This is a genomic window from Allobosea sp., from assembly GCF_051860145.1.
GTDB lineage: Bacteria > Pseudomonadota > Alphaproteobacteria > Rhizobiales > Beijerinckiaceae > Allobosea.
The window spans coordinates 23009-46418 of record NZ_JBHYEM010000012.1 but is presented as its reverse complement, the minus strand read 5'-3'; the positions used below and the strand labels follow the sequence as shown (position 1 = coordinate 46418).

General features: G+C 66.5%; 25 protein-coding genes. 17 read left to right on the top strand and 8 right to left on the bottom strand.

Annotated elements, in window-relative coordinates; translation table 11 throughout:
- Positions 1-3 precede the first annotated feature (3 nt).
- The 6 genes from ACTIF2_RS18690 to ACTIF2_RS18665 all read left to right on the top strand — a co-directional run bounded on the left by ACTIF2_RS18690 (position 4) and on the right by ACTIF2_RS18665 (position 5775).
- Positions 4-759 carry an ABC transporter permease gene (locus ACTIF2_RS18690; RefSeq protein WP_439498612.1) on the top strand — a complete coding sequence of 252 codons (756 nt, stop codon included), beginning with the start codon at positions 4-6 and terminating at the stop codon, positions 757-759.
- Positions 760-864: 105 nt separating this feature from the next.
- Entirely contained in the window at positions 865-1794 is a 930-nt protein-coding gene (locus ACTIF2_RS18685; protein WP_439498708.1) for a LysR family transcriptional regulator, read from the top strand.
- Positions 1795-1934: 140 nt separating this feature from the next.
- Positions 1935-2927, top strand: a complete 993-nt coding sequence (locus ACTIF2_RS18680) for an ABC transporter substrate-binding protein (RefSeq protein WP_439498611.1) — start codon at positions 1935-1937, stop codon at positions 2925-2927.
- A gap of 104 nt (positions 2928-3031) precedes the next feature.
- Positions 3032-3997 (top strand): ABC transporter substrate-binding protein, encoded by a 966-nt coding sequence (locus tag ACTIF2_RS18675; RefSeq protein WP_439498610.1) that lies wholly within the window; start codon positions 3032-3034, stop codon positions 3995-3997.
- Positions 3998-4027: 30 nt separating this feature from the next.
- Positions 4028-4831 carry an ABC transporter permease gene (locus tag ACTIF2_RS18670; RefSeq protein WP_439498609.1) on the top strand — a complete coding sequence of 268 codons (804 nt, stop codon included), beginning with the start codon at positions 4028-4030 and terminating at the stop codon, positions 4829-4831.
- A complete protein-coding gene (locus ACTIF2_RS18665; RefSeq protein WP_439498608.1) occupies positions 4828-5775 on the top strand; it encodes a DMT family transporter in 948 nt (315 codons plus the stop codon). Before ACTIF2_RS18670 ends, ACTIF2_RS18665 begins: the two co-directional genes overlap by 4 nt.
- Positions 5776-5797: 22 nt before the next feature.
- Here the strand turns inward: ACTIF2_RS18665 and ACTIF2_RS18660 are convergent, their stop codons facing one another.
- Positions 5798-6565, bottom strand: coding sequence for an SDR family oxidoreductase (locus tag ACTIF2_RS18660; RefSeq protein ID WP_439498607.1), 768 nt, complete (start codon positions 6563-6565; stop codon positions 5798-5800).
- 10 nt (positions 6566-6575) lie between these two features.
- A complete protein-coding gene (locus ACTIF2_RS18655) occupies positions 6576-7775 on the bottom strand; it encodes a mandelate racemase/muconate lactonizing enzyme family protein (RefSeq protein WP_439498606.1) in 1200 nt (399 codons plus the stop codon).
- Between the two features lie 203 nt (positions 7776-7978).
- Here ACTIF2_RS18655 and ACTIF2_RS18650 point away from each other — a divergent pair, with 203 nt between their 5' ends.
- The 6 genes from ACTIF2_RS18650 (at position 7979) to ACTIF2_RS18625 (ending at position 12906) form a co-directional block, all read left to right on the top strand.
- Positions 7979-8740 (top strand): GntR family transcriptional regulator, encoded by a 762-nt coding sequence (locus tag ACTIF2_RS18650; RefSeq protein WP_439498605.1) that lies wholly within the window; start codon positions 7979-7981, stop codon positions 8738-8740.
- Positions 8741-8763: 23 nt separating this feature from the next.
- The gene (locus ACTIF2_RS18645; RefSeq protein ID WP_439498604.1) at positions 8764-9750 is read left to right on the top strand and encodes a 2-hydroxyacid dehydrogenase; all 987 of its coding nucleotides are present in this window, start codon (positions 8764-8766) and stop codon (positions 9748-9750) included.
- A gap of 72 nt (positions 9751-9822) precedes the next feature.
- Positions 9823-10626: a transporter substrate-binding domain-containing protein gene (locus ACTIF2_RS18640; protein WP_439498603.1), complete on the top strand. Its 804-nt coding sequence runs from the start codon at positions 9823-9825 to the stop codon at positions 10624-10626.
- A 255-nt stretch (positions 10627-10881) separates the two neighbouring features.
- Entirely contained in the window at positions 10882-11541 is a 660-nt protein-coding gene (locus tag ACTIF2_RS18635; RefSeq protein WP_439498707.1) for an amino acid ABC transporter permease, read from the top strand.
- On the top strand, positions 11541-12194 hold the full coding sequence (locus ACTIF2_RS18630) for an amino acid ABC transporter permease (RefSeq protein WP_439498602.1): 654 nt from the start codon (positions 11541-11543) through the stop codon (positions 12192-12194). The genes ACTIF2_RS18635 and ACTIF2_RS18630 overlap by 1 nt, the downstream gene beginning before the upstream one ends.
- Positions 12175-12906, top strand: coding sequence for an amino acid ABC transporter ATP-binding protein (locus ACTIF2_RS18625; protein WP_439498601.1), 732 nt, complete (start codon positions 12175-12177; stop codon positions 12904-12906). Before ACTIF2_RS18630 ends, ACTIF2_RS18625 begins: the two co-directional genes overlap by 20 nt.
- Before the next feature lie 25 nt (positions 12907-12931).
- Here ACTIF2_RS18625 and ACTIF2_RS18620 read toward each other — a convergent pair whose 3' ends face one another.
- Complete coding sequence (locus ACTIF2_RS18620) at positions 12932-13717, bottom strand: IclR family transcriptional regulator (RefSeq protein ID WP_439498600.1); 786 nt, start codon at positions 13715-13717, stop codon at positions 12932-12934.
- 153 nt (positions 13718-13870) lie between these two features.
- Between ACTIF2_RS18620 and ACTIF2_RS18615 the strand changes: the two genes are divergently transcribed.
- The 5 genes from ACTIF2_RS18615 to ACTIF2_RS18595 all read left to right on the top strand — a co-directional run bounded on the left by ACTIF2_RS18615 (position 13871) and on the right by ACTIF2_RS18595 (position 17977).
- Positions 13871-14533, top strand: a complete 663-nt coding sequence (locus tag ACTIF2_RS18615) for an amino acid ABC transporter permease (protein WP_439498599.1) — start codon at positions 13871-13873, stop codon at positions 14531-14533.
- A complete protein-coding gene (locus ACTIF2_RS18610; protein WP_439498598.1) occupies positions 14530-15180 on the top strand; it encodes an amino acid ABC transporter permease in 651 nt (216 codons plus the stop codon). The genes ACTIF2_RS18615 and ACTIF2_RS18610 overlap by 4 nt, the downstream gene beginning before the upstream one ends.
- Positions 15167-15898: an amino acid ABC transporter ATP-binding protein gene (locus tag ACTIF2_RS18605; protein WP_439498597.1), complete on the top strand. Its 732-nt coding sequence runs from the start codon at positions 15167-15169 to the stop codon at positions 15896-15898. The genes ACTIF2_RS18610 and ACTIF2_RS18605 overlap by 14 nt, the downstream gene beginning before the upstream one ends.
- A 55-nt stretch (positions 15899-15953) precedes the next feature.
- Positions 15954-16736, top strand: a complete 783-nt coding sequence (locus ACTIF2_RS18600; RefSeq protein WP_439498596.1) for a transporter substrate-binding domain-containing protein — start codon at positions 15954-15956, stop codon at positions 16734-16736.
- 200 nt (positions 16737-16936) lie between these two features.
- Positions 16937-17977, top strand: coding sequence for a succinylglutamate desuccinylase/aspartoacylase family protein (locus ACTIF2_RS18595; protein ID WP_439498595.1), 1041 nt, complete (start codon positions 16937-16939; stop codon positions 17975-17977).
- Between the two features lie 4 nt (positions 17978-17981).
- Here the strand turns inward: ACTIF2_RS18595 and ACTIF2_RS18590 are convergent, their stop codons facing one another.
- The 5 genes from ACTIF2_RS18590 to ACTIF2_RS18570 are packed head-to-tail and all read right to left on the bottom strand — an operon-like array spanning position 17982 to position 23408.
- Positions 17982-19085, bottom strand: a complete 1104-nt coding sequence (locus tag ACTIF2_RS18590; RefSeq protein ID WP_439498594.1) for an NAD(P)/FAD-dependent oxidoreductase — start codon at positions 19083-19085, stop codon at positions 17982-17984.
- A 29-nt stretch (positions 19086-19114) separates the two neighbouring features.
- Positions 19115-19843 carry an MOSC domain-containing protein gene (locus tag ACTIF2_RS18585; RefSeq protein ID WP_439498593.1) on the bottom strand — a complete coding sequence of 243 codons (729 nt, stop codon included), beginning with the start codon at positions 19841-19843 and terminating at the stop codon, positions 19115-19117.
- Positions 19840-20733, bottom strand: coding sequence for an ABC transporter permease (locus ACTIF2_RS18580; RefSeq protein ID WP_439498592.1), 894 nt, complete (start codon positions 20731-20733; stop codon positions 19840-19842). Before ACTIF2_RS18580 ends, ACTIF2_RS18585 begins: the two co-directional genes overlap by 4 nt.
- Entirely contained in the window at positions 20733-21686 is a 954-nt protein-coding gene (locus ACTIF2_RS18575) for an ABC transporter permease (RefSeq protein WP_439498591.1), read from the bottom strand. Before ACTIF2_RS18575 ends, ACTIF2_RS18580 begins: the two co-directional genes overlap by 1 nt.
- A gap of 33 nt (positions 21687-21719) precedes the next feature.
- Positions 21720-23408, bottom strand: a complete 1689-nt coding sequence (locus ACTIF2_RS18570; RefSeq protein WP_439498590.1) for a peptide ABC transporter substrate-binding protein — start codon at positions 23406-23408, stop codon at positions 21720-21722.
- Positions 23409-23410 lie beyond the last annotated feature (2 nt).

Here is a 23410-nt window from a genome sequence, read left to right as displayed (position 1 = left end):
GCCATGCCGCGCTTCGGCTTTCCCCCGATCCTGGTCGGCCTGGCGAGTGTCGCGCTGTTCCTCGGCCTGGTCGAGGTCCTGCTGCTGCTCAAGGTCCTGAACCAGTTCGTGATCCCCTTCCCGTCGGCGGTACTCGGCAGCTTCGGCCGGCTCTTCGCCGAGGAGGAGCTGTTCCACCGGCTGATGCTGACCGGGGCCGAGGCGCTGGCGGCGAGCCTGCTCGTCAGCATCGTCGGCATCTCGCTCGGCGTGCTGCTCTACAAGCAGCGGATCCTGCGTCTCGCGACCGAGCCCTGGGTCGCGGCGGTGGCGGCGGCGCCGATCGTGCTGGCCTATCCGCTCTTCCTGGTGATCTTCGGGCGCAGCGCCGTGACCATCGTGGCGATGGGTTTCGTGGCCGGGCTCGGACCCGTCATCCTGAAGACGCTGGAAGGGCTGACCGGCGTGAAGAAGAGCCTCATCAATGTCGGGCGCAGCTACAACCTGACGCCCTCCCAGCAATTCTGGAAGATCCTGCTGCCGGCGGCGGTGCCGACCATCTTCGTCGGCGTCCGGCTCGGGCTGATCTTCGCGCTCATCAACCTGATCGGCGTCGAGTTCCTGATCAATTTCGGCGGCCTCGGCCAGCTCATCAACGATCTCGCCGAGCGCTACGACCTGCCCGGCATGTTCGCGACGATCATCTTCGTCATCCTGGTCAGCGTCGTGATCTTCGCCGCGCTGGAACGCATGGAACGCTGGTTCAGGCCCGTCCGGTAGAGCGCGCGCAGCCGCCTGCGACCGAAGCGCATGCCGGCGAGCCTTGTTGGCGGCCGGGACGCGTCCCATAGTGCCTGAAAGCAAGAGGCGCCCCGGGAGGCCGCGATCAATCTCAGACAGTTACGCTACTTCGTCAGGATCGCAGAAGTCGGCAACATCACCCGGGCGGCGGAACAGCTCAATGTGGCGCAGCCGGCGCTGGGCCTGCAGATCCGCCAGCTCGAACAGGACCTGCGGACAGAGCTCCTGCTGCGCCATTCGCGCGGCGTCGTCCTGACCGAGGCCGGAAAGCTCCTGCTCGAACGGGCGCGCCGCATCCTCCAGGAGGTCGAGGATGCCAGGCGCGACGTCCAGGCGCTGTCCGGCAGCGACCAGGAGATGCTGGCGCTCGGGCTCACGCCCAGCATCATGCTGCAGATCGGCCCCGACCTGCTGCTCGACGCCAAGGACGTCATTCCCTCGGTCTCGCTCAGCCTGGTCGAGGAGCTGAGCCACGGGCTCGTGCTCGCTCTCGAACGCGGCGAGATCAATGCCGCCTTCGCCTATGGCGTCGACGAACCGCGCGCCGGAATCGAACGCCGGGCGATCTTCGAGGAAGAGCTGCTCTTCGTCACCGCCGCGACCGGCGAGACGCTGCCGCCGACGATCACGCTGGCGGAGGCGCTGAACCACGACCTCGTCCAGGCCGGAGAACGCGACATGGTGCAGAGGCTGCTGAAGATCGCGGCCGAAAAATTCTCGATCCCGCTGCGCGTCCCCTACGAGGCCCAGTCGATCCCGGCGATGCGCACGCTGGTCGTCAGAGGAGCCGCCGCCAGCGTGATGCCCTACGGCACCGCGATCGAGGAATTGCGCGCCGGCAAGCTCGTGGGGCGGCGCATCTCCGACCTGCCGGTGAAGCGGACGCTCTATCTGATCAAGGCCAGCAACGCCCCGGCGCTGCGCCAGCAGGAGGCGATCGACCAGTTCCTCGAGACGATCACCGAGCATCTCCTGGAGTCGCTCGGGCCTTTGGCTAGGCGGGTGGGTACCTAGCCTTCTGGGAATTGGCCACCCGCCAGCCATACCGGCGGCGTCTCACTCTCATTTCGCGGAAGTCTTTGTCGCGGCGGCCGGGCGGCGGCATCCTCCCATCAAAATCGCATGGCGCATTGCGCGCCAGCCGGGAGGAAGGCTTGTCGAACCTGCGCCTGTCCGTCGCCATCGGCGACTATGACCGCAACCGTCCGCTGATCGACGGCACTGTCCAGATCGACGGCGTCGATCCGGTCTTCATGAAGCTCGCGCCGGAGGAGATCTTCTTCCGCGCCTTCCGCCATGCCGAGTTCGATGTCTGCGAGGCCTCGCTGTCGAGCTTCACGGTCAAGACCGCGCAGGGCAGCAACCCCTATGTCGGCGTGCCCGCCTTCCTGTCGCGCGCCTTCCGCCATACCGGCATCTTCATCCGCACCGATCGCGGCATCGCGCGGCCCGAAGACCTCAAGGGCAAGCGCATCGGCTGCCCGGAATACCAGCTCACCGCCTGCGTCTGGATCCGCGCCATGCTGGAGGAAGACTATGGCGTGAAGCCCTCCGACGTGATCTGGGTGCGCGGCGGCATCGAGCAGCCCGGCCGGGCCGAGAAGATCTCGGTGCAGCTTCCGCCGGAGATCCGGCTCGAGCAGGCGCCCGCAGACCGCTCGCTCAACCAGATGCTGGCGGCCGGCGAGATCGACGGCTTCATCGGCCCGCGCTCGCCCTCCTGTTTCGACGAGGGCCATCCGGATATCGGGCGGCTCTTTGCCGAGCCGACGGCGGCGGCCTCCGACTATTATCGCCGCACCGGGATCTTTCCGATCATGCATGTGCTTGGCGTGCGCCGGAGCATCGTCGAGCAGCAGCCCTGGCTGCCGGCGGCGCTGCTCAAGGCCTTCGAGCAGTCGAAGGCGGCGGCGCTCGTCAAGCTCGGCGACACCTCGGCGACCAAGGTGACGCTGCCCTTCATCGAGGAGCAGCTCCAGGCGGCGCGCGCGCTGATGGGGCCGGATTTCTGGTCCTACGGCGTCGCGCCGAACAAACATGTGCTCGATGCCTTCCTGAAGGCGCATCATCGCCAGGGGCTGTCGCCGCGGCAGCTCGGCATCGAGGAGCTGTTTCATCCGTCGACGCTGGAGGGGTTCAAGATCTAGCCTCAGGCTGGATCGGATCGACGCTGCAGGCCCGTCGACAGAAGCGGGACGCGGCGAAACGGGACAAAAGCCGGCCTGACCGGCGCGATCAACGGGAGGATCACATGAAACGCTTCGGACAATTCGGGCTGGCGCTGGTGGCGCTCGGTCTCGCGATGAGCCTGACGCAGGGCGCGCAGGCACAGGACAAGCTCAAGCTCGCCATCGGCCAGCGCGGCAACTGGGACACCTCGGTCGCCGAGATCGGCACCCGCCTCGGCATCTTCAAGAAACACAATATCGAGCTCGAGATGCTCTACACCCAGGGCGGCGGCGAGACCCAGCAAGCGGTGCTCTCCAACAGCGTCGATATCGGCGTCGCCGGCGGCATCATGGGCGCGCTCTCCGCCTTCTCGAAAGGCGCGCCGATCCGCATCATCGGCGCCGAGACCACAGGCGGCCAGGACCTGTTCTGGTATGTGAAGGCGGATTCGCCGATCAAGACGCTGCAGGACTTCAACGACAGGACAGTCGCCTACTCGACCAACGGCTCCTCGACCCATGGCGTCGTCAACGCCTTCGTCAAGGAGAATGGCCTGAAGACGCGGCCGACCGCGACGGGAGGCCCGGCGCCGACCCTGACGCAGGTCATGTCCGGCCAGATCGACGTCGGCTGGTCGGCGCCGCCCTTCGGTCTCGAGCAGCTCGACAAGAAGGAGATCCGCGTCATCGCCACCGGCAATGACACAAAAGCCTTCAAGAGCCAGACGGTGCGGCTGCTGATCACCAATACCAGCGTGCTGCAGAACAAGAAGCCCCTGGTCGAGCGCTTCATGCAGGCCTATCGCGAGACGATCGACGCGATGTATGCCAGCCCCGAGGCGATCAAGGCCTATGCCGCCTTCGTCGGCATTCCGGAGAAGATCGCCCTGCGCACCCGCGACGAATTCTTCCCCAAGGCGGCGCTCGATCCCGACCAGATCGTCGGGCTGGAGACGATCGTGCCGGACGCGGTCGCCTTGAAATACACGGCGCAGGCCATGACCAAGGAACAGCTCGCCGAGCTGATCCAGATTCCGCCGCGCAAGTGACGGGCCGGCGCTGGTGAAGGACATAAGGCGATGAGCATGACCGCGACCGCCAAAGGCACGGCAACGCGCCGGACAGGGGACGAGGCGCGCGCCGTGCTGCTGACCCGGCTCGGCATCGTCGCGGCCGTGCTCCTCTGCTGGGAGGCGATGGCCCGCTCGGGGCTGCTCTATCGCGACGTGGTGCCCTCGCTGGTCCGGATCGTCCGCGAATTCGCGCTGCTCTTCGTCGAGCGCGCCTTCTACGCCAATCTCGCGATCACCGCCGGCGAGGTGCTGCTTGCGATCGCGATTGGCGGCGGAGCCGGCATCGCGACCGGCATCCTGCTCGGGCGCAGCCGCTTCCTGCAGCGCGCCTACGAGCCCCTGCTGCATTATCTCGGGCCGACACCGAAGATCATCTTCTTCCCGATCATGATCATGTGGTTCGGGGTCGGGCCGGGCTCGAAGGTGGCGATGGGCGCGCTCTCCTGCTTCTTCCCCGTCGCGATCAGCGTGGCGAGCGCGATGCGCGAGATCGACCAGGTACTGATCCGCGTCGGCCTGAGCTTCCGGCTCAGCAGCGCCCAGATGGTCCGGCTGATCTATCTGCCGGCGATGCGCGCGCCCGTGATCAACGGCATCCGGATCGGCCTCGGCGTCGCCATCATCGGCACCTTGCTGGCCGAGACCAAGCTCGCCAATCAGGGCCTCGGCTATGCGGTGATCCAGACCTACGCCACCTTCAACATGCCGCGCATGTATGCGCTGCTCGCCGTCGTCTTCATCCTGGCCGTCGGCGTGAACACGGTGCTCGGGCGCTATACCGAGCTGCGCACGGTCCGGTCCGGAGCATGAGCACGGCCGGTCAGCCCCGATCCGCCCCACCCGCACAAGCCGGCACCGCGCCTGCCGCGCCGGCCTCCGCCTACCTGCTCGCCGTGCTGCCGCCGTTGTTCTGGTCGGGCAATTTTCTCTTCGCGCGGCTGATGCGCGACCAGATCCCGCCGATCCAGATGTCGTTCTGGCGCTGGACGCTGGCGCTCATCATCCTGCTGCCGTTCTGCCTCGCGCCGCTCCGGACCGACTGGCCGCGCATTCGCGGCAATCTGCCCTTCCTCGCCCTGCTCGGCGCGATCGGCGTCACCGCCTTCAACTGCTTCGTCTATGCCGCCCTGCATTACACCACCGTGGTCAACGCGGCGCTGGTGAACTCGCTGCTGCCGATCGTCACCTTCCTGCTCGCCTATCTGATCCTGAAGCAGCGATTGTCGGGCCTGCAGATCGGCGGAATCCTGGTCTCGCTCGCCGGAGCGGCCGTGGTCATCGCGCGCGGCGATCTCGGCACGCTGTTGCGCCTCTCGATCAATCACGGCGACCTGCTGGTCTTCGCCGGGATGAGCTTCTGGGCGCTCTATACGGTGCTGATCCGCTGGCGTCCCGCGGGCCTCAATCCCATGGCCTTCCTGGGCATCACCGTCGCCTTCGGCGCGGCGTTCCATCTGCCCTTCGTCGCCTGGGAATACGGCCTGCGGGGCGGCTTCGCGCTGACGCCGCAGACCGCTGGCGCGCTCGCCTATTTCGCGGTCTTCCCGTCGATCCTCGCCTATATCTTCTGGAACCGCTCGGTCGCCGTGCTCGGCCCCGGCAAGACCGGCATGTTCATGCATCTCCTGCCGATCTTCAGCGCCATTCTCGCGACGCTGTTCCTGGGCGAGCGGCTGGCGCTCTATCACGCGATCGGCTTTGCGCTCGTGGTCGGCGGCATCCTGCTGGTGACGCACCCGAAGCGGGCGGCATGACAGGCCGGATCAGACCGGCGCCTCACAGCACCGAGAGCATGCCGCCATCGACATAGATGATCTGGCCGTTGACATAGTCCGAAGCCGGTGAGGCCAGGAAGACCGCCGCGCCGACGAGCTCCTCCGGCCTGCCCCAGCGCCGGGCCGGCGTGCGGCCCTTGACCCAGGCGTCGAATGCCGGGTTCTCGATCAGCGCCTGGTTCATGTCGGTGATCATGTAGCCGGGGCCGATCGCATTGGCCTGGATGCCATGCTCCGCCCATTCCGCCGCCATGGCGCGGGTTAGCATCTTGATGCCGCCCTTAGCGACCGTGTAGGGCGCGACCGTGGCGCGGGCGAGCTCGCTGGTCAGCGAGCCGATATTGATGATCTTGCCGGATTTGCGCGCGATCATGCGCTTGGCCGCCTCGCGCCCGATGACGAAGGCGCTGGTGAGATTGGTGTCGATGACGCGCTGCCAATCGGCCGTGTCGAGCTCGACCATCGGCTTGCGGAACTGGATGCCGGCATTGTTGACCAGGATGTCGACCGCGATGCCGGCCGCGTCCAGTTCCGCGAAGGCGCGGACGACCTCTGGCTCGGAGGTCACGTTGAAGGCCGCGGCATCGGCCTGATGCCCGGCCGCCCTGAACTCCTCCACCGCAGCGGCGACGCGCGCCGGGTCGGTGCCGTTGATCAGCAGCCCGGCGCCGGCCTTCGCCAGCCCCTCGGCCATGGCGCGCCCGAGGCCACGCGACGAGCCGGTGACGAGGGCGGTGCGCCCGGCCAGGTCGAACAGGGGATTGGTCATATTGCTCCCCTCAAAGATTGCTGCGCCGGACGGTCAGGTCCGGGCGCTCATAGACGGCGGGTAGCAGTTCGAGGCCGAGGCCCGGCCCCTCCATCGGATAGACATAGCCGTCCTTCATCACCGGGATCTCGGTGACCAGCTCCTTGTACCAGCCGGTATAGAAGGCGCGCACCGATTCCTGGATCAGCGTGTTCGGCTGGCTGAAGGACGCATGCACCGCCGCCGCGAAGCCGACCGGGCCGATGCAGTCATGCGGGGCGAAGGGGCGATGATAGGTCTCGGCCATGGCGGCGATCTTGCGCCCTTCGGTCAGGCCGCCGGTCCAGCACAGATCGGCCATGACGATATGCATCGCATCGCGGTCGAGCATGTCCTTGTAGGGAAAGCGCGAGCCGAGCGTCTCGCTGGCGCAGACCGAGACGGTGGTCGAGCGCGCATATTCGGCGAGCGCCTGCGGCGAGTTCATCCGGATCGGGTCTTCGTACCAGGTCGGAGCATAGGGCTCGAGCGCCCTGGCGATCTTGATGGCGGTCGGCAGGTTCCAGAGCGAGTGGAACTCGACCATGATCTCCATCCTGTCGCCGACCGCCTTTCGGATCTTCTCGAAGGGTTCGATCGCCTTCCGCATCTGCTCGGCCGAGATGAACAGCCCCTGGTTTTCGATCGCGGGGGGATCGAACGGCCAGATCTTCATCGCCGTGATGCCGCTTTCCAGCAGGCTTTCGGCCACCGCGTCGGCCCGGTTCATGAAACCGTCCAGATCCTCATAGGGACCCGTCGCCTCGCCCAGATTCCAGGTCGAGACCGGCTTGATGTTGTGCGAACGGACATATTTGTAGCCGGCGCAGGTGTTGTAGATGCGCTGCTTGTCGCGGCACAGGCCGCCGAGCATCTGATGGACCGGCTGGCCGCAGACCTTACCGAAAATGTCCCAGAGGGCGATGTCGACGGCCGAGGTCGCGCGCGACTCCACCCCGGTCGAGGATTGCGCCATCGGCAGGTTGGTCATCTCCCGATGCAGCGCCTCGATATGCAGCGGGTTCTTGCCCAGGAGGCGCATCGCCAGCGTGTCGTGGAGATGGGCCTCGACGGCGCCGGCGCCATAGAAGGTCTCGCCCAGCCCGATCACCCCGGCATCGGTATGGACACGAACCCAGAGGACGTTCGCGAATTCCTCTGTCCGCAGGGTCTCGATCGCGGTTATCTTCAAGGCCTGCCTCCCTTTGGCGGCGCCGCGCCCATCGCCAGACTGCGCTGGCTGGACGCTTGTGTTTCTTGAGGTTCTGCTCGCTCCGGGCTGTATCGCCGCGCCCGCCACGGGACCATATGGAGTCTTGTAAAATATCACAACATGTTTATGGTGACCTCAAGATGGCACCGCTCAACGAGTTCCATCACGGGAGAATGCGCGAGATGGCCAGGTCGAAAAGCCAGCCAACACTTGTCGAGGTCACGGAAAACGACGTCCCGAGACGGCGCAACCGCATCAATTTCTTCGAGCTCGCCTATCAGCGGATCGAGGAGATGCTGGTCACCTGCGCGTTGCAGCCCGGGCGCTTCCTGACGATGCAGGACCTTCAGGATATGACCGGCTTCGGCCGCACGCCGGTCCACCACGCCGTCAACCGCCTGGCCGCCGATACGCTGATCGTCATCCGCCCCCGGCACGGCCTGCAGATCGCGCCGATCGACCTCGCCCGCGAGCGCGTCCTGCTCAGGCTGCGCCGCGACATCGAGCGCTTCGTCATCCGGCTCGCGGCCGAACGGTCCGGGCCGTCGCATCGCAACCAGATGCTGCATATGGAGCGGCTGCTGCGCGACAAGCGCGACAGCCTGACGCTCGCCGAGTTCAACACGCTCGACCGCCGGATCGACCAGATGATCCTCGCCGCCGCCGGCGAGCCCTTCCTCGAGCACACGCTGCGGCCGCTGCACACGCTGTTCCGGCGCATCGGCTTCATCCATCACAGCTATATGGCCGGCGATGCCAGGCTGGACGGCACCATCGACTGCCATATCGCGGTGCTCAACGCCGTCGCCAACCGGCATGTCGAGCGCGCGGTCGAGGCCTCCGATACCCTCATCGCCTTCGTCGATGGGATGTTCGACGTGATGGAGACCCGGATCGACCCTTCTCTTTTAGACTGCAGCGTCGAGCCCCTGCTCGGCGCCTGACCCGACGAAAGCCCGCCTAGACCATGCGCATCATCTTCCACGGCGAGAATGCCGCTTCCTTCAGCACAGGCTTCGCCGAGCTCATCGGGCCGAAGGCCGATATCCGCCTCCTGCCCGACGCGCTCGCGCCGGGCGCCGACCAGCGCAGCTATGCCGAGGCCGACGTCATCATCGGCACGAAGTTCAACGCAACCCTGCCCACCCCCTCCCGGCTGAAGCTCTTCCACGTGCCCGGCGCCGGCTATGACGCGGTCGATCTCGACCGGCTGCCGGCGGGCGCCGCCGTGTGCAACTGCTTCGGCCACGAGCAGGCCATCGCCGAATACGTGATGAGCGCGCTCTTGGCGCGCCATGTGCCGCTCGCGGATGCCGACCAGCGGCTGCGCAAGGGCGACTGGGCCTATTGGGCCGGCGCGCCGGAGCGCATCCATGACGAGATCGCCGGCAAGAGCATCGGCCTGCTCGGCTTCGGCCATATCGGCAAGGCGATCGCGGCGCGCGCCAAGGCCTTCGAGATGCAGGTGCATGTCGCCAACCGCAGCGCCGTGCCGAAGTCCGGCCTGGTCGACCGCTCCTTCACGCTCGACCAGCTCGGCGAATTCTGGGGCAGCGCCGATTTCATCGTCGTCTCGGTGCCGCTGACGCCCGACACGCAGGGCATCGTCGGCACGGAAGCCTTCGCCGCCATGCGCCCGGGCGCGGTCGTGGTCAATGTCGGGCGCGGGCCGACCATCAATGAGGCGGCGCTGTTCGAGGCGCTCAAGACCGGCAGGATCGGCGGCGCGATCATCGACACATGGTATCGCTACCCCAGCGCCGGCCAGCCGGATATCCTGCCCTCCGCACTGCCCTTTCACGAGCTGCCCAACGTGGTGATGACGCCGCATATGTCAGGCTGGACCAGCGGCACGATCCGGCGCCGGCAGCAGACCATCGCCGACAACATCAAGCGAAGCTTCGACGGCGCGATACTCGAGAACGTCGTGCGGGAAGGACGACCCACAGCCTGATCTTCAAGCAACCGGCCGCACGAAGCCGGGCCAACAACGACGCGCGCAGTCCGCGAAACAAGGAGACGACCCATGAACCTGTTCAAGCATCTGAGAATCGCGGCCGCCATCCTGGCGCTCGGTGCCGGCGCGCTCGCGGCCGGCCAGGCCGCCGCCCAGTCGGTCACGGACATCATCAAGCGCGGCTCGGTCCGCATCGGCGTGCTGATCGGCGCCCCGCCCTATGGCTCTGTCGACTCGCAGGGCAACGCGATCGGCTATGATGCCGACGTCATTGCGCTGATCGGCAAGTATCTCGGCGTCAAGGTCGAGCTGGTGCAGCTGACCCCGCCGGCCCGCATCCCGGCGCTGGAGGCCAACAAGGTCGATTTCCTCGTTGCGACGCTGGCCCCGACCCCCGAGCGCGCCAAGGCGGTGATGTTCTCCATCCCCTACAGCGCCTTCCAGACCGGCATCTACGCCAAGAAGAACGTCGCCATCAAAACCTGGGAGGACCTCAAGGGCCGCAAGGTCGGCGTCAATCGCGGCTCGAGCGTCGAGCGCGAATTCACCAACCGCGAGAAGGAGCTGAACCTCACCATCCTGCGCTTCGAGGATGACGCCACCACCATGCAGGCGCTGTTCTCCGGCCAGGTCGAGGCGATCGCCGGCCCCGACGCCCAGGCCAACGCCGCCATGAAGGCGCGCGGCGAAACCGAGACCGAGCTCAAGTTCGTCTTCGGCCTGCAGCCGAATTCGATGACGATGCGCAAGGACGCCTACGAACTGCGCCAGTGGCTGAACAACTTCATCTACTACGTCAAGCAGAACGGCGAGCTGAACGCGATCTCCGAGAAATGGGTCGGCGGCCCGCTGCCGGCGCTCCCGACCTTCTGATCCGACTGGAGGCCGTACGGAAACACAGCCCTCATCCTGAGGAGGCCGCGTAGCGGCCGTCTCGAAGGATGATCCAGCGCCCTCTGAAACATCCTTCGAGACGCGATCTGCGATCGCTCCTCAGGATGAGGGCTCCGGGGCTTTCGATCACCCAATCACCGGCGCGACATACGCGATGTCGCGCCGGTCATCCTCGACCTCGCAGGCCGAAGGAACGCGCCGTTGCTCTTCCAAGACGTCATTTCAAAATGGCCGATGATCCTGAACGGGGTCTGGCTCACCATCGCGCTCTCCTTCGTCGCGATCGTGCTCGGCCTCATTCTCGCGACGCTGATGAGCGCGCTGCGCAGCCTCGCGGGCAGCTGGGCCGGCACCATCGTCGACGCCTATGTCGAGCTGATGCGCAACACGCCCTTCCTCGTGCAGCTCTTCATGATCTTCTTCGGGCTGCCCCAGATCGGCATTCGCATGAACGGCCTCGAAGCCTCGCTGCTGGCGATGACGCTCAACCTCGCAGCCTATGCGACCGAGATCATCCGCGCCGGCGTCGACTCGATCCACAAATCGCAAATCGAAGCTGGGCTGTCCCTGGCGATGAGCCGGCGCCAGGTCTTCCAGTATGTCGTGCTGCAGCCGGCCTTCGCCCGCGTCTGGCCGGCCCTGTCGAGCCAGTTCGTGCTGATGATGCTCGCCTCCAGCATCTGCTCCTTCGTCTCGGTGCAGGAGCTCTCCGGCACCGCCGCGATCATCGAGCAGGACACGTTCCGCAGCTTCGAGACCTATATCATCGTCACCGCGATCTACCTCGTGCTGGCGCTCTCGCTGAAGCTCTTCCTGAACTGGCTCGGCCGCAGGATCTTCCCCCAGGTCTCCGGGCTCGCCGGCGTCACCGATGCGCATGGAGAGGCCGCCTGATGCAGACCTTCGGTTGGCCAGAGGCCTATTTCATCCTCCGAGCGGCGGGCTGGACGCTGGCGCTCACCGCCATCGCCTTCGGCATCGGCGGCGTCATCGGCGGCATTTTCGCGATCATGCGCCTGTCGCGGATCAGGGCGCTGCGCCGTTTCGCGGCGGGCTACATCCTGGTGATCCAGTCGATCCCGGTGCTCATGGTGCTGTTCATGAGCTATTACGGGCTCTCGGCCATCGGCATCGCGTTGCCGCCCTTCCTGGCGGCCTCGGCCTCGCTCGCGATCTATGTCTCGGCCTATCTCGCCGAAATCTGGCGCGGCTCGATCGAGTCGGTGCCGCGCCAGCAATGGGAGGCCTCGGCCTCGCTGGCGCTGACACGCGGCCAGCAATATCGCTACATCATCCTGCCGCAGGCCGCGCGCATCTCGCTGCCGCCGACGGTCGGCTTCCTCGTCCAGCTCGTGAAGAACACCTCGATCGTCCAGGTCGTCGGCTTCGTCGACCTGATGCGCGCCGGCATGCTGGTCAACAACGCGACCTATCAGGCCTTCCAGATCTTCACCCTGGTGGCGGCGATCTATTTCGCCATCTGCTTCCCGCTTTCCAGGCTCAGCCGACATCTCGAAAAGGTGATGAATGCCAGCCGTAGTCATTGAAGACGTCCACAAGAAGTTCGGCAATCTCGAAGTCCTGAAAGGGGTCTCGCTTTCGGTGGAGGCCGGCCAGGTCGTCGCGATCATCGGCCGCTCCGGCTCGGGCAAGAGCACGCTGCTGCGCTGCATCAACGGGCTCGAGGTCTTCCAGTCGGGGCGCATCGAGGTGGTCGGGCACAATCTCGACCAGGATCCGGACCATCTGCGCAGCCTGCGCAAGGATGTCGGCATCGTCTTCCAGAGCTACAACCTCTTCCCTCATTTGACCGTCGGCCAGAACATCATGCTGGCGCCGCGGATCACCAAGGGCGTCTCCAACGCCGAGGCGAAGAGCCTCGCCGACGAGGTGCTGGCCCAGGTCGGCCTGTCCGAGAAGATCGACAGCTATCCCGACAACCTTTCCGGCGGCCAGCAGCAGCGCGTCGCGATCGCGCGCTCGCTGGCGATGCGGCCGAAGGTCATGCTGTTCGACGAAGTGACCTCGGCGCTCGATCCCGAGCTGACCGGAGAGGTGCTGCTCGTCATGGAAAAGCTCGCCGAGGGCGGCATGACCATGCTGCTGGTCACGCATGAGATGAGCTTCGCGCGGACGGTGGCCGACACGACCGTCTTCATGCATCAGGGCAAGGTCTGGGAAGCAGGCCCGTCCAGCGAGCTCTTCGCCGCGCCGAAGACGCAGGAGCTGCGCAACTTCATCGGCGCCAGCAAGCACTGAGCCCAAGCCGGAATCCAAGCCGCGCTCAGCTATAGGCCAGCCGAAGCCCGGCCTCGTGGCAGCAGGCCTTCAAGGCCGTGAGGATCGCCTTCTCATCGGTGCTGACGCCGTGCCGCTGCAGGCAGGGCACCAGGATCGCCGCCTGGGCATGGCCCGCCGGCCCGATCACCGGGCAGGCGATGTCGGTGACCGCGAGAATGTCCCGGCTCGGGGCGATCTGATGGCCCTGCTCCCGTATCCTGGCGAGCGCCGCCATGGTCTCGAGACTATCGAGACCGGCCCGCTCGGCCGGCGCGGCGTCGTTCATCAGGACCCTGCGCCGCGTCTCGGACTGGAAGGCGAGGATGAGCAGGCCGGAATTGGCCTCGAGCGCCGGGCGGCCATAGCCCGGGCGCACGGTGACGGTCGCGTCGAGATGGCCTGACGTCGTCGCGAGCACCACGGTCTGCGCCCGGCTCAGCACGACGAGATGCGCCGCCTGCCCGCTCTCCTCGCTGAAGCGCTCCATCAGCGGCAGCACGACCGAGGTGAGCTGGCGGCCGCTCGGCGTCCTGATGCCGAGGTCGAAGAGCCGCCGCGACAGCGCCAGCCGGTCGGTACCCGCCTCGCGGGCGAGATAACCGCGCTGCTGCAGCACGAAGACCATGCGGAAGATCTCGCTCTTCGAGCGCTGCAGCCGCTCGGCGATAGTGCGCGTCGAGAGCGGCTCGCCGACCTCCGCCAGCAGCTCGAGGATGTCCAACCCCTTCTCCAGGGCCGGAGCGGAATAGGAGGCTTTTTCGCCGTCATCACTGTCGAGGGGATCGGACATGCCGCGTCGTTTCATATGTGAAGCTTGACATCAAATAAGAAGCCAACCTAGCCTCTTGTAAAGGGGAGGCTCAATGACAGCAGCGCTGACCGGTCCGTCGCATTGTTGCGCACCTGCCGTCACGGCGCGCGCCGGCATGACGGCCCGAGCGCGATGAAATACGGCCTCCAGTTTCGCGACGTCTTTGCGGCCTGGGAGTCGCTTCTCGACGGCGTCTGGATCACGCTCCTGCTTTCGGCCTGCACGATGCTTGGCGGGCTCGTCATCGGCGTCGCCTGCGCCGCGGCCCGCGTCTACGGGCCGGGCTGGCTGAAGCGGATCGTCGGCGGCTATGTCGAAGTCATCCGCAACACGCCGCTGCTCGTGCAGCTCTTCCTGATCTTCTTCGGCCTGCCGGGCTTCGGCGTCCGGCTCGACGGGCTGACGGCGGCGATCATCGCGCTCGTCATCAATCTCGGCGCCTATACCACCGAGATCGTCCGCGCCGGGCTGGAAGCCGTGCCGAAGGCGCAGACCGAGGCCGGCCATTCGCTCGGCCTCTCCGGCCTGCAGGTCTTCCGCTATATCGTGATGTTCCCGGCGCTGAAGGCGATGTTCCCCGCGCTCGCCAGCCAGTTCGTGCTCCTGATGCTGGCGACGAGCGTGGTCTCGCAGATCTCAGTCGAGGACCTGTTCCACGCCGCCTCGATCGTGCAGTCGCGCACCTTCCGCGATTTCGAGGTCTATACGGTGATCGGCGTGCTCTATCTCGCCCTCGCCCTCGCCTTCCGCGGCCTGTTCGCCGGCATCTATTACTGGGCCTTCGTCAGACGATGATCCGCTCCTTTGGCCTCATCGATGTGATGTATCTCGTCGCCGCGGCGCGCTGGACGCTGGCGCTGACCGCGACCGCCTTCACCGGCGCGGCGCTGATCGGCATCACGATCGCGATCGCCCGGATCCTGCCGGTCGCGCCGCTGCGCTGGCTCGCGGCGGCCTATATCCACATCGTCCAGGGCACGCCGCTCCTGGTCTGGCTGTTCCTGATCTTCTTCGGCCTGCCGCTGATCGGCATCTCGGTGAATCCGTGGCTGGCGGCCGCCGTCGCCTTCTCGATCTATGGCAGCGCCTTTCTCGGCGAGATCTGGCGCGGCGCGCTGGTCTCGATCGCCAAGACCCAATGGGAGGCCGGGGCCTCGCTCGGCCTGTCGCTCTGGGAGCAGCTGCGCCACGTCATCGTGCCGCAATCGATCCGGGTCGCGATCCCGCCGACGGTCGGCTTCCTCGTCCAGCTCATCAAGAACACCTCGCTCGCCGCGACGATCGGCCTGGTCGAGCTCACCCGCGAAGGCCAGCTCACGGCGGCGGGAACCTACAAGCCCTTCGCCGTCTACATCACGGTCGCCGCGATCTATTTCCTGATGTGCTTCCCTCTCACGCAATGGAGCCGCTCGCTCGAGCGGAAGCTCGATGTCGCTCGTTGAAATCAAAGGGATCAGCAAGAGCTACGGCTCCGTGCAGGTTCTCAAGAATGTCTCGCTCGACATCGCCAAGGGCGAGGTCGTCGCCGTGATCGGCCGCTCCGGCTCGGGCAAGAGCACGCTCCTGCGCTGCGTCAACGGGCTGGAGCCGATCCAGGCCGGCTCGATCAGCGTCGACGGCGTCCAGGTCAACGATCCCAAGACCAACCTGCGCAAGCTCAGGCAGGAGGTCGGTATCGTCTTCCAGAGCTTCAACCTGTTCCCGCATCTCTCGGTCAGCGACAACATCACGCTGGCGCCACGCGTGGTGAAGAAGCAGGCGCCCGACGCCGCGCGCGAGATCGCCCGCGACGTGCTGCGCCGCGTCGGGCTGGAGGAGAAGCTCGACGCCTATCCTTCTGAGCTCTCCGGCGGCCAGCAGCAGCGCGTCGCCATCGCCCGCTCGCTGGCGATGCAGCCGAAGCTGATGCTGTTCGACGAGGTCACCTCCGCGCTCGATCCCGAGCTGACCGGCGAGGTGCTGAAAGTGCTGGAATCGGTGGCGCAGGAGGGCATGACCATGATCCTCGTCACGCATGAGATGGGCTTCGCGCGCCGTTTCGGCTCGCGCGTCGTCTTCATGCATGAAGGGCGCATCCACGAAGAAGGCCAGGCCGCGGCGGTGCTCGCCGAGCCGAAGACGCCCGAACTGAAGACCTTCCTCAGCGCGGTCCTGCACTGAGGAAGCGTAGCCAGAAGTTTAGCCAGTCCAGTTGCTCAACGAGGGGAGACGGAACATGCGTTCACTGTTTGCAGGCCTGGCCGCCTTGGCCATCGCGGTCGTCGGCGCAGCGGAAGCCCGCGCCGACAAGCTCCAGGACATCCTGTCCAAGGGCGTGGTGCGCATCGGCGTGCCGCTCGACGCGCCGCCCTTCGGCGCGCAGGACGAGAACCGCAAGCCCATCGGCTTCGACATCGAGATGGCCGAGATGGTCGCCAAGGGCCTCGGCGTGAAGCTGGAGATGCAGCAGATCACGGGAGCAAACCGCATCCCGTTCCTGCTCACCGACAAGGTCGACATCGTCATCTCGGTGATGGGCCTGACGCCGGAGCGCGCCAAGCAGATCATGTTCACCGCGCCCTATGCCAACACCTTCCTCGCCGTCTACGGCCCGAAATCCTCGACGGTGACGAGCCCCGAGACGATCGGCTCGGCCCGCGTCGCCGCCGCCAAGGGCACGACGCAGGAGCTGGCGATCTCGGCGAGCGCACCGAAGGCGAGCCTGATGCGGACCGAGGACGACGCCACGGCGGCGGCGGCCTATATCACCGGCCAGGCCGACCTGCTCGCGACCAACTCGATCGTCGCCCAGGCGCTCGCCAAGCAGAACCCGAGCAAGGAGTTCGAGCGCAAGTTCACCATCCGCCGCAGCCCGGCCCATATGGGCGTGCAGATGGACCAGCATAACCTGGTGCGCTGGCTCGACGGCTTCATCTTCTTCAACTCGATGAATGGCGAGCTCGACCGGCTGCATCGCAAATATCTCGACATGCCGATGGACCCGCTGCCGACGCTGTAAGCGGAACACCCGTCATTCTCGGGCGAAGCGAAGCGCAGACCCGAGAATCTCAGGACGAGAAGCGCCTTTGGAGCATCATTCGGCCTGAGATGCTCGGGTCAAGCCCGAGCATGACGGCCTGTCCTACCCCTCTCCTTACAGGAGAGGGGTTCCCCGCGACCTTTCCTGAAATCCTGAGCCCAACTCCACCGAGCCCCGCCATGACAAGCCCCCGCGAGAAGTCCCCGCCCCGTCCCTCCGCCGCCTTCCTCACCGTCGATCCGGACAAACACGGCAAGCAGGTCGGCTTCGTCATGATCCCGCATTCGCCGCATGACGATGCCTGGGGCGCGACGCGGATCCCGATCGCGATCATCAAGAACGGCTCCGGCCCGACGGCGATCCTCGAAGGCGGCAATCATGGCGACGAGTACGAGGGGCCGATCGCGATCTGCGACCTGATCCGCGACCTCGATCCGGCCCGTGTGCAGGGCCGGCTGATCCTGATGCCGGCCAACAACTCGCCGGCCGTGGTCGCGGGGCAACGCACCTCGCCGGTCGATGGGCTGAACTTCAACCGCACCTTCCCGGGCGATCCGCGCGGCACCATCACCCAGCAGATCTCGGCCTATGTCAGCGATCATATCCTGCCGCTCGGCGACGCCTTCCTCGACCTGCATTCCGGCGGCTCCTCGCTCGACATCATCCCGAGCGCGATCGTCGAGCCGACCGACGATCCCGGCCTGCATAAGCGCAATGTCGCGGCCGTGCAGGCCTTCGACGCGCCGATGACGGTGGTGATCAGCAATCTCGGCGAGCCCCGGACCGCAACGGCGACCGCCTGCCGGCAGGGTCTGGTCACGGTCGGCACCGAGATGGCCGGCGGTGGCACCGTCTCGCTGGAGGCGCTAAAAGTCTGCCGGCGCGGCGTCGCCAATGTGCTCGACCATCTCGGCATTGTCGCCCGCGACAAGCCCGAGCCGAAGCGCGGCGACGGCCAGATCCTCGAACTGCCCGGCACCTCGGCCTATGTCTATGCGACGGCCGATGGCATCTTCGAGCCCTTCCATGCCAATGGCGAAAAGGTCAGCGCCGGCCAGCCGGCTGGGCGCATCCACTGCACCTGGGACCCGGCACGTGCGCCCGAAACGCTGCATTATGCCGCCGACGGCATCCTCTACGGACGCCGCCAGCCCGGTCGCGTCAGGCCCGGCAATTGCTGCCTGATCGTAGCCGCGCCTTATCGCGGAACGCTGTCTTAGCCAGCTAGTAACCCGCGGCCCAGCGCGCCAAATCGCCGGCGCTCTCCTCGCCGGCGAACATGCCGAGGATGCGCTCGCCGAGCAGCGGCCCGAACTTGAACATCTGCCCGTCGCAATTGGTGACGACGAGGCCGCGCCCGGTCTGTTCGACCGTGAAGCGGCGCGCGGCGTCGAGCACGTAATAACCGACCTGGATGCGCGTCGGCCGGTAGGCGTCGAACTCGCGGAAATAGGGCCTGAAGGCGCCGAGGATCGCCTCGCTCTCGCTGGCGAGATCGGAGCCGAAGCCGTCGCACTCCGGCCGCGCCGCGCGGCGATGGGCGGAATAGCCGATCTTCAGCCCGGCGCCGCGCCTGTCGGGCAAGGTATAGCCGGTATGATCGCCGAGGCAGGCGATGGCCGGCGCCTCGCGCCAGGACTGCTCGTATTGCGCCGGCGGCTCGACATAGCAGAGCCCCTGGCGATAGACGCTCGCCTCGCCGAAGCGCTCCGGCATGAGCGCCGGCAGCCAGGCGCCAGCCGCGACCAGCAGCAAATCGCCCTCGACTTGCGAGCCGTCGGCGCGGGTGGCGACGCCCTGCTCCAGATCGACGCCGGCGACCCGGCAATCATGCTCGATCACGCCGCCATGGGCGCGCACCCAGTCGGCGAGCTCGGTGACGATCCGGCTCGCGAAAAGCGGGCCGCCGGGGAAGGAGACGACGCCCCAGGCGCCCTCCGGCAAGGTGAGATGCGGGCAGAGCCGCTCGACGCCCTCGCGCGTCAGAACCTCATGCGGCAGGCCGATCGCCTTGAAGGCGTTCAGCGTCTTCTCGGCATAGTCGCCGGGCGCGAGCGAGATCGCGATCGAGCCGGTATTCTCGAAATGCACGGTGCCAAGATCGTTCCAGAGCCGGTCCCAGGCGCCGAAGGCGTCGGTGACCATGCGCGTATAGCCCTCGGCCGAACCGTAAGGGTAGCGGATCATCCGGTGGAGATCGAAGGAGGCCGATTGCGGGTTGGGCGCGGGACCTTGCTCCAACACAGTCACCTGATGGCCGTGCTTCAGTGCGGCGCGCGCGACAGAGAGGCCGACGATGCCGGCTCCGATGATGACGATTCGGCTCATGCTCTCTTTCCTGAAGATTTCGGCTGTGCCTACGCGCCGCGATCCGCGAGCGTGACGGTGTCGCCCGCGCGAATCTCGGCGGGAGACAGCACGTCGCAATAGATCCCGAAATTGCGCTGGAAGCGCTTCACCACCGTCCGCAGCACCTCGACATCGAGCGGCAGCCCGTCCTGCTCGATGGTGACGAAGCCGCAGCGCCCGCAAGGCGCGCGGCCGCGCAGCACGAGATCGCCGATGCGGATCTCGCGGCCGAGCCAGAGATGTTCAGGGACCTCCTCCGCCTCGTCGGGCCAATCGACCAAGATGTTGGGACGAAAGCGGCGCGCGTCGATGGTGCTGCCCGGCATCAGCCGTTCGAGGCTGCGCAGCGCAGCGGTCGTCAGCAGATGGATCGGCGCGCGGTCGTAGCGCGGCTTGAAGCCCTGCTCCTCGTTTTCGCGAAAGGGCTGCAGCTTCGCCGGAAAGCCGAAGAGCACTGAGAGCTCGTCGAGGACAGACTCGTCGTCGGGATCGCGCCAGACGTGCCCGTCAGCCGAGACCTCGACACCGCCGGCTGCCAGCCAGCGCGCCTGGCCTCTCGGCACGCCGATGAAATGCTTCTCGCGGCCGGGGGAGGCGATGCGCTCGGTCGTTCGGTCGACGACGCCCCAGATGCGGTCGCCGACCACGCCGCTGGCGTCGATCGGCGCCGCCTGCAGCGGCTCGCCGGCCATCGAGCTGACGGGATAGCGCCAGAGCGCCGCGACGCGACCGGTCATGGCAGGTCCATCCTTGGATCGAGCGCGTCGCGCAGCCCGTCGCCGACGAAGTTGAAGCTGGTCACCGCAAGCGTGATGGCGGCGCCGGGCAGGATCGCGAGCCAGGGCGCGCTGGTGAGGTAGCTCTGAGCGTTCTCCAGCATGTTGCCCCAGCTCGGCGTCGGCGGCTGGATGCCGTAGCCGAGGAAGCTGATATAGCTCTCGGCCAGGATCGCATGGGCGACGTTCAGGGTCGCGGCGACGACGATCGGCGCGATCGCGTTCGGCAGGAGCTGGCGGACCATGATGCGCCGGTTGCTCGCCCCCATCGCGACCGCCGCGACCACGAAATCGCGCGTCCGCAGGGAGCGCATCTGCGCCTCGACGACGCGCGCCACTTCCATCCAGGAGGTCATCGCGATCAGCATCACGATCGAGGGAACCGAGGGCGAGATCAGCGCCGAGATCGCCAGCAGCAGGAAGATCGAGGGAAAGCACAGCATGGCGTCGACGAAGCGCATCAGCAGCGCGCCGACCGCCCCCTCGTAGAAGCCGGCGACCATGCCGACGCAGATCCCGATCGCCATGCTGATCAGCATCGCCGAGAAGCCGACCGCGAGCGAAATCCGTCCCGCCATCAGCAGGCGGGCAAGGACGTCACGCCCGAGCGGGTCGGTGCCGAGCACATGCGAACCCGAGAAGGGCGGCGCGAAACGCTGCCTGATGTCGATAAAGGTGTCGCTATAGGGCAGCAGCATCGGCCCGAAGATGCAGGCGAGCGTCATCGTGACGATCGCCGCCGCGCCGAAGACCGCGAGCCTGTGGCGGCGGAAGCGGCGGAAGCCCGGGCGGTTCCAGAACGAGGGTTGCGGCGCCAGCAAGGCCGCGGACGCGTTGGTGAGATCGCTCATCAGCCGCTCCTCGCGATGCGCGGGTCGGCGAGCCCGTAGAGCAGGTCGGCGATCAGGCTGCCGAGCAGCACCAGCACCGCCGTGAACATCAGGATGCCCATCACGACGGGGTAGTCGCGGTAGCTGATCGAATCGAGGAAGAGCCGGCCCATGCCGGGCCAAGTGAAGACGGTCTCGGTCACCAATGCGCCGCTGAGTAGGGTCGGGACATGCAGGCCGGTGATGGTGATCATCGGCAGCAGGGCGTTGCGGAAGGCGTGGCGCAGTATGATCTGCCGCTCCGGCACGCCCTTGGCGCGGGCAGTGCGGACATAGTCCTGGTTGATCACCTCCAGCATCGAGGAGCGCATGTAGCGGCTCCAGACGGCGGTCGAAACCAGCGCCAGCACGATGCAGGGCCCGATCAGGTGGTGGATGCGGTTGATGAGCGAGCCGTCGCCAATGGTGTAGCGGTTGCCGGAGGGCAGCCAGCCGAGCCCGACCGAGAAGACATAGATGACGACGAGCCCGAACCAGAAGGTCGGGATCGAGAGCGCGATCATGGCCCCGACCGTGGCGAGCGAGTCGAACAGCGAATAGCGCCTGACCGCACCCAGGATGCCGACCCAGGCGCCGATCAGCATGGCGAGCAGGGTCGAGGTCAGCATCAGCTCCAGCGTCGCCCCGATATGCGAGGCGATGACGTGGAGGACCGGCTGCTGGTCACGATAGGAGGCGCCCCAGTCGCCGCGCAGCATGCGCCAGAGCCAGTCGAGATACTGGATCGGCAGCGGCCGGTTGAGGCCGAGCTGCTCGCTCAGCCTGTCGAGATCGGCCTGGGTCATGTCGCCCCCGGCCGCGAATTGCGAGAGCGGCCCGCCCGGGGCCAGATGCAGGATGGCGAAGCCGATCATCGAGACGATGAGCAGCAGGCCGAGCGCCTGCAGGAACCGGCGTGCGAGGAAGCCGCTCATGGCGCGAGGCTCCGGGCGGACACGGGCATCGGCTCAGCGCGCCCAGTACCAGCTGCCCATGTTCCAGGTGTTCTGGCGCGCGTTGATGTTGGGCTCGTAGCCGACCAGACCCTCCTTGTATCCCTCCACCGGAGCGTATTGGTAGATCGGCAGGATCGGCAGCTCCTCGCGGACGATCTCCTGCAGCCTGAAATAGATCGCCTTGCGCTTCGCCTGGTCGAAGGTGGTCTGGCCGTCCTTCAGCAGCTGGTCGACCTCGGCATTCTGCCACTGCATGTAGTTGCCGCCGCTGCCGCCCTTGACCGGAATGGCGTCGCTGGCGAAGCGCGTCGCCGGATCGGGATCGATGCCGGTCCGGAAGGCCGTGCCGACCAACAGCGACTGGAACTTGGAGCGGACATAGAACTCGCCCCAGATCACCGCCGCCGGCATGTTGTTGATCTTCATCGAGACGCCGACCTGCTGCCAGTCCTGCATCATGAGCTGCTGGCACTGCTCGCGCAGCGAGGAGCCGGTAGTGGTCGAGACGGCGAATTCGAGCGGCACGTTGTTCTTCATGCGCACGCCGCTGCCGCTGCGCTTCCAGCCGGCCTCGTCGAGCAGCTTGTTGGCTTTGGCGAGGTCGTAGCTCTGCTGCGGCAGGTCGGGATTGTAGGCCCAGGATTCTCGCGGCGCGAAGGATTCGGTCGGCTTGTGCAGGCCGTAGAAGATCACGTCGATGATCGCCTGCTTGTTGATCGAGGCGTAGAGCGCCTGGCGCACCGCCTTTTCCGAGAGCGCCGGATGCTCGAGATTGGGCATCAGGATCTCGAGCGAGGCGTTGGGCACGGTCGCGACCTTGCGGCCCGGCAGCTTCACTGCCTCGGCATAATAGTTCGCCGGGATGCCGGTGCCGATCAGGATGTCGACCTGGCCGGTGCGGAACTGGGCGTAGAGCGCGACCTGGTCCGGCACGTATTTCAGCACGGCCTTTTCGAGATAGGGCCCCTTGCCGTGATAGCGCTCATTGGCGACGAGCACGATGTTGTCGCCCGGCGTGCGCTGGCCCCAGCGGAAGGGACCGGTGCCGACCGGACTGGAGTTGAAGGGCGCCGTGTTCGGGTCGCTCGCCTTCTCCAGCAGGTGCTTGGGGACGATATAGGTGTTGGCGAGGAGGGCGAGATAGGGCGCATAGGCCTTCTCCATCCGCCAGGAGATCTCATGCGTGCCGGTGACCTTGATGTCACGGACGAGGCTGTGGCCGACGCGGGTGCGGCTCTTGAAGCCCGGCGCGTTGATCAGCTCGAGCGAGTATTTCACGTCCTCGGCAGTGAAGGGCGTGCCGTCCTGCCAGACGACGCCTTCGCGCAGCTTGACCTTCCAGGCGAGACCGCCTTCGGAAATGCCGCCATTGGCCTCGCTCGGCACCTCGACCGCGAGATCGGGCATCAGATTGCCCTGCGGATCGGCGAGCCACATCGTGTTGAAGATCTGCATCCAGACCGTCTCGTCGACCTCGATGCCGGGCATCAGCGGGTTGAAGACGGTTGGCTCCTGAGAGAGACCGACGACGACCTGCCCGGTCGGCTTGGCCGGCGGTGGCGGGACCGGCTTGCCAGCGCTCTGGGCGCGAGCGCCCGAGGCGGCGAAGAGCGCGCCGGCGCCCAAAGCCAGCACGTCGCGCCGGCGCAGGGCGGGAGCGGGAAGGCGGAGGAACGAGTTCTGATCGGAATGGTCGGCCATGC

What these genes read in the sequence shown, in the direction of transcription:
- ACTIF2_RS18615 (WP_439498599.1), top strand. Translation starts at nt 13,871, where the DNA reads ATGAAATACGGCCTCCAGTTTCGCGACGTCTTTGCGGCCTGGGAGTCG.
- ACTIF2_RS18660 (WP_439498607.1), bottom strand. Translation starts at nt 6,565, where the DNA reads ATGACCAATCCCCTGTTCGACCTGGCCGGGCGCACCGCCCTCGTCACC.
- ACTIF2_RS18635 (WP_439498707.1), top strand. Translation starts at nt 10,882, where the DNA reads ATGATCCTGAACGGGGTCTGGCTCACCATCGCGCTCTCCTTCGTCGCG.
- ACTIF2_RS18600 (WP_439498596.1), top strand. Translation starts at nt 15,954, where the DNA reads ATGCGTTCACTGTTTGCAGGCCTGGCCGCCTTGGCCATCGCGGTCGTC.
- ACTIF2_RS18650 (WP_439498605.1), top strand. Translation starts at nt 7,979, where the DNA reads ATGGCCAGGTCGAAAAGCCAGCCAACACTTGTCGAGGTCACGGAAAAC.
- ACTIF2_RS18605 (WP_439498597.1), top strand. Translation starts at nt 15,167, where the DNA reads ATGTCGCTCGTTGAAATCAAAGGGATCAGCAAGAGCTACGGCTCCGTG.
- ACTIF2_RS18675 (WP_439498610.1), top strand. Translation starts at nt 3,032, where the DNA reads ATGAAACGCTTCGGACAATTCGGGCTGGCGCTGGTGGCGCTCGGTCTC.
- ACTIF2_RS18630 (WP_439498602.1), top strand. Translation starts at nt 11,541, where the DNA reads ATGCAGACCTTCGGTTGGCCAGAGGCCTATTTCATCCTCCGAGCGGCG.
- ACTIF2_RS18590 (WP_439498594.1), bottom strand. Translation starts at nt 19,085, where the DNA reads ATGAGCCGAATCGTCATCATCGGAGCCGGCATCGTCGGCCTCTCTGTC.
- ACTIF2_RS18665 (WP_439498608.1), top strand. Translation starts at nt 4,828, where the DNA reads ATGAGCACGGCCGGTCAGCCCCGATCCGCCCCACCCGCACAAGCCGGC.
- ACTIF2_RS18645 (WP_439498604.1), top strand. Translation starts at nt 8,764, where the DNA reads ATGCGCATCATCTTCCACGGCGAGAATGCCGCTTCCTTCAGCACAGGC.
- ACTIF2_RS18690 (WP_439498612.1), top strand. Translation starts at nt 4, where the DNA reads ATGCCGCGCTTCGGCTTTCCCCCGATCCTGGTCGGCCTGGCGAGTGTC.
- ACTIF2_RS18670 (WP_439498609.1), top strand. Translation starts at nt 4,028, where the DNA reads ATGAGCATGACCGCGACCGCCAAAGGCACGGCAACGCGCCGGACAGGG.
- ACTIF2_RS18580 (WP_439498592.1), bottom strand. Translation starts at nt 20,733, where the DNA reads ATGAGCGATCTCACCAACGCGTCCGCGGCCTTGCTGGCGCCGCAACCC.
- ACTIF2_RS18625 (WP_439498601.1), top strand. Translation starts at nt 12,175, where the DNA reads ATGCCAGCCGTAGTCATTGAAGACGTCCACAAGAAGTTCGGCAATCTC.
- ACTIF2_RS18570 (WP_439498590.1), bottom strand. Translation starts at nt 23,408, where the DNA reads ATGGCCGACCATTCCGATCAGAACTCGTTCCTCCGCCTTCCCGCTCCC.
- ACTIF2_RS18620 (WP_439498600.1), bottom strand. Translation starts at nt 13,717, where the DNA reads ATGTCCGATCCCCTCGACAGTGATGACGGCGAAAAAGCCTCCTATTCC.
- ACTIF2_RS18610 (WP_439498598.1), top strand. Translation starts at nt 14,530, where the DNA reads ATGATCCGCTCCTTTGGCCTCATCGATGTGATGTATCTCGTCGCCGCG.
- ACTIF2_RS18595 (WP_439498595.1), top strand. Translation starts at nt 16,937, where the DNA reads ATGACAAGCCCCCGCGAGAAGTCCCCGCCCCGTCCCTCCGCCGCCTTC.
- ACTIF2_RS18575 (WP_439498591.1), bottom strand. Translation starts at nt 21,686, where the DNA reads ATGAGCGGCTTCCTCGCACGCCGGTTCCTGCAGGCGCTCGGCCTGCTG.
- ACTIF2_RS18585 (WP_439498593.1), bottom strand. Translation starts at nt 19,843, where the DNA reads ATGACCGGTCGCGTCGCGGCGCTCTGGCGCTATCCCGTCAGCTCGATG.
- ACTIF2_RS18640 (WP_439498603.1), top strand. Translation starts at nt 9,823, where the DNA reads ATGAACCTGTTCAAGCATCTGAGAATCGCGGCCGCCATCCTGGCGCTC.